The 3115-nt window shown below is 66.7% G+C and carries 6 protein-coding genes; all 6 read right to left on the reverse strand.

All coding sequences use genetic code 11. From position 1 onward, the window contains the following. Positions 1 to 817, reverse strand: an 817-nt coding sequence (locus QZV94_RS24150) for a proton-conducting transporter membrane subunit (RefSeq protein WP_293682895.1), incomplete at its 3' end; no start/stop codon positions are given. 6 nt (positions 818 to 823) lie between these two features. After that, positions 824 to 1132 carry an NADH-quinone oxidoreductase subunit NuoK gene (gene nuoK / locus QZV94_RS24155; protein WP_293682897.1) on the reverse strand — a complete coding sequence of 103 codons (309 nt, stop codon included), beginning with the start codon at positions 1130 to 1132 and terminating at the stop codon, positions 824 to 826. Next, entirely contained in the window at positions 1129 to 1752 is a 624-nt protein-coding gene (locus QZV94_RS24160) for an NADH-quinone oxidoreductase subunit J (RefSeq protein WP_293682899.1), read from the reverse strand. Before QZV94_RS24160 ends, nuoK begins: the two co-directional genes overlap by 4 nt. After that, positions 1749 to 2240 carry an NADH-quinone oxidoreductase subunit NuoI gene (nuoI, locus tag QZV94_RS24165; protein WP_293682901.1) on the reverse strand — a complete coding sequence of 164 codons (492 nt, stop codon included), beginning with the start codon at positions 2238 to 2240 and terminating at the stop codon, positions 1749 to 1751. The genes QZV94_RS24160 and nuoI overlap by 4 nt, the downstream gene beginning before the upstream one ends. Then, positions 2240 to 2449, reverse strand: a complete 210-nt coding sequence (locus QZV94_RS24170; RefSeq protein ID WP_293682903.1) for a hypothetical protein — start codon at positions 2447 to 2449, stop codon at positions 2240 to 2242. The genes nuoI and QZV94_RS24170 overlap by 1 nt, the downstream gene beginning before the upstream one ends. Further along, positions 2446 to 3115: NADH-quinone oxidoreductase subunit H (locus QZV94_RS24175; protein ID WP_293682905.1), on the reverse strand; the 670-nt coding region annotated here is incomplete at its 5' end. The genes QZV94_RS24175 and QZV94_RS24170, both read right to left, overlap by 4 nt.

Raw genomic sequence — 3115 nt, forward strand, 5'->3', positions numbered from 1 at the left:
CGCCGGCGGTCACCATGGTGGCGGCGTGGATGAGCGCGGAGACCGGCGTCGGGCCCTCCATGGCGTCCGGCAGCCAGGTGTGCAGGAAGAACTGCGCCGACTTGCCCATGGCGCCCACGAACAGCAGCGCGCAGGCCAGGTCGACGAGCGCGAAATGGCCGCCCGCGAAGTCCCAGCCCCGGCCGACGGAGCCGGCGATCTGCGGAAACACCTTGGCGAACTCGATGGACCCATAGGCCCAGAACACCGTCATGATCCCCAGCGCGAAGCCGAAGTCGCCCACCCGGTTGACCACGAACGCCTTGATCGCCGCGGCGTTGGCAGTGGGCTTGTGGAACCAGAAGCCGATCAGCAGGTAGCTCGCCAGCCCCACGCCTTCCCAGCCGAAGAACAGCTGCATGAAGTCCGCGGCGCTGATCAGCGCCAGCATCGCGAAGGTGAACAGGGACAGGTAGCTGAAGAACCGCGGCTTGCTGGGGTCCTCCGCCATGTACCCCCACGAGTAGAGGTGCACGAGGCTCGAAACGGTCGTCACCACGACCAGCATCACCGCCGACAGGCCGTCCAGGCGGAAGCTCCAATTGGAGACGAAGTCGCCCACGTGGATGAACGGCGCGTAGGTCAGGGTGAAGGGCTGGATGCCGCCCGCCGTCCACTGGGCGAACACCACCCATGAAAGGAAGGCCGACAGCATCAGGAAGCCGGTAGTGACCGCCATGGAGGCGGTGTCGCCGATGCGTCGGCCGAACAGGCCCGCCACGGCCGCGCCGATCAGCGGGCCGAACAGGATGATCGTGACGAGGAGCTTGGGATCCACGGCGGCTCAGCCCTTCATCACGGAGGCGTCGTCCACGGCGATGTCGCCGCGGTTGCGGAAGAAGGTGACCAGGATGGCCAGGCCCACGGCGGCCTCGGCGGCCGCCACGGTGAGCACGAACATGGCGAAGACCTGGCCCACGACATTGCCCAGATAGACCGAGAACGCCACGAGGTTGATGTTCACGGCGAGCAGCATCAGCTCCACCGACATCAGGATGACGATGATGTTCTTGCGGTTCACGAAGATGCCGAACACCCCGATGGTAAACAGGATCGCGGCGACCGCCAGGTAGTGTTCGAGACCGACGGTCATCCTTCGATCCCTTCGCCTGGCTTCGGGTTCGCCAGCCGCATGCCGGTGGCCGGCGTGCGCAGCACCTGGTTCATGATCACCTGGCGCTTGACGCCGGGCTTGTGGCGCAGCGTCAGCACGATCGCCCCGATCATCGCCACCAGCAGCACCATGCCGGCCGCCTGGAACAGGTAGACGTAGTCGGTGTAGAGCACCCGCCCGATCGCCTCGGCGTTGGTCACGTCGACGCCGCTGCCGGAGGCCTGGGGCCCCAGGCTGGCGCGCGCCGCGCCCTGCCCGGCCACGGTCGTCGACACCAGGATCATCTCCGCCGCCAGAACCACCGCCACCAGCAGGCCCACCGGCATGTAGCGGGCGAACCCTTGGCGCAGGGCCGTGAAGTCCACGTCCAGCATCATCACCACGAACAGGAAGAGCACCGCGACGGCGCCCACGTAGACGACCACCAGCAGCATCGCCAGGAACTCCGCGCCCATCAGCACGAACAGTCCCGCCGCCGAGAAGAACGACAGGATCAGCCACAGCACCGAGTGAACGGGGTTGCGCGCGGAGATCACGCCGAAGCCGGCGCCGATCGTGATCGCCGCCATCAGGTAGAATGCGATCGCGATCAGGCTCATCGGTACGGCGCGTCCAGTTCCATGTTGCGGGCGATCTCCCGCTCCCAGCGGTCGCCGTTATCCAGCAGCCGCGCCTTGTCGTAGTAGAGCTCCTCGCGGGTTTCGACCGCGAACTCGATGTTCGGCCCCTCCACGATGGCGTCCACCGGGCAGGCCTCCTGGCAAAGGCCGCAGTAGATGCACTTCACCATGTCGATGTCGTAGCGCGTCGTCCGCCGCGAGCCGTCAGCCCGCGGCTCGGCCTCGATGGTGATCGCCTGCGCCGGGCAGATCGCCTCGCACAGCTTGCAGGCGATGCAGCGTTCCTCGCCGTTGGGATAGCGGCGCAGGGCGTGCTCCCCTCGGAACCGCGGGCTCTGCGGGTTGCGCTCGTGGGGATACTGCACCGTCTTCTTGGGCGCGATCATGTGCTTCATGCCGAGCCCGAAGGCGCCGACGAAGTCCATCAGGGCCGCGCCGCGCAGGGCCTGTCCGATCCGGTTCAGCATCACTTGGCCTTCTCGCAGGCGTAGTCGGGTAGGTAGCTGGCGTCGCCGTTGCGCTTCAGCTCCAGCTTGCCGCCTTTGGTGGCGCAGGCCTGCTGCGCGGCCTTCAGGTCGTCGTAGGTCGCGAGTCCGGCGCTGTTGCCTGAACCCACCCCGCTCATGCAGGCCGACAGCATCAGTGCGGCCGCCACGATGATCCCTCCCCGCGTCATGCGCCGAATCCCGTGTAGACCCGCCAGCCTGCGACGACGGCCACCGCCACGAGCGAGGTCGGCAGGAACACCTTCCAGCCCAGGCGCATCAGCTGGTCGTAGCGGTAGCGGGGCACCACCGAACGGACCATGGCGTTCATGAAGAACACGAAGAAGGTCTTGGCGGCGTAGAAGAACAGGCCGTGCAGGCTGACCAGCACCGGATGCCAGTTGGCCAGGTAGGGCTCCGGCCAGGGCGCATGCCAGCCGCCCAGGAACAGCACCGCCATCAGCCCGCTCATCAGCACGATGTTCGAGGTCTCGGCGAGGTAGAACAGCATGTAGGGCGTGGAGCCGTATTCCACCGCGTAGCCGGCCACGAGTTCGGACTCGGCTTCCGGCAGGTCGAACGGCGGCCGGTTGGTCTCCGCAAGCCCGGAGATGAAGAAGATCACCCCCATCGGGAACATGATCAGGATCAGCGGCAGATTGGTCGGCCAGTCCGGGCCGCCCCCGAACATGAACCAGTGCCAGAAGCCGCCGGCCTGCGCCGTCGTGATGTCGTTCAGGTTCAGGCTGCCGGCCAGCAGGATCACGGTGATGATCACGAAGCCGATGGAGACCTCGTAGCTCACCATCTGCGCCGCCGAGCGCAGCGCGCCCAGGAACGGGTACTTCGAGTTGGAC

Origin of the sequence: uncultured Phenylobacterium sp. (assembly GCF_902826855.1) — a bacterium.
GTDB lineage: Bacteria > Pseudomonadota > Alphaproteobacteria > Caulobacterales > Caulobacteraceae > Phenylobacterium.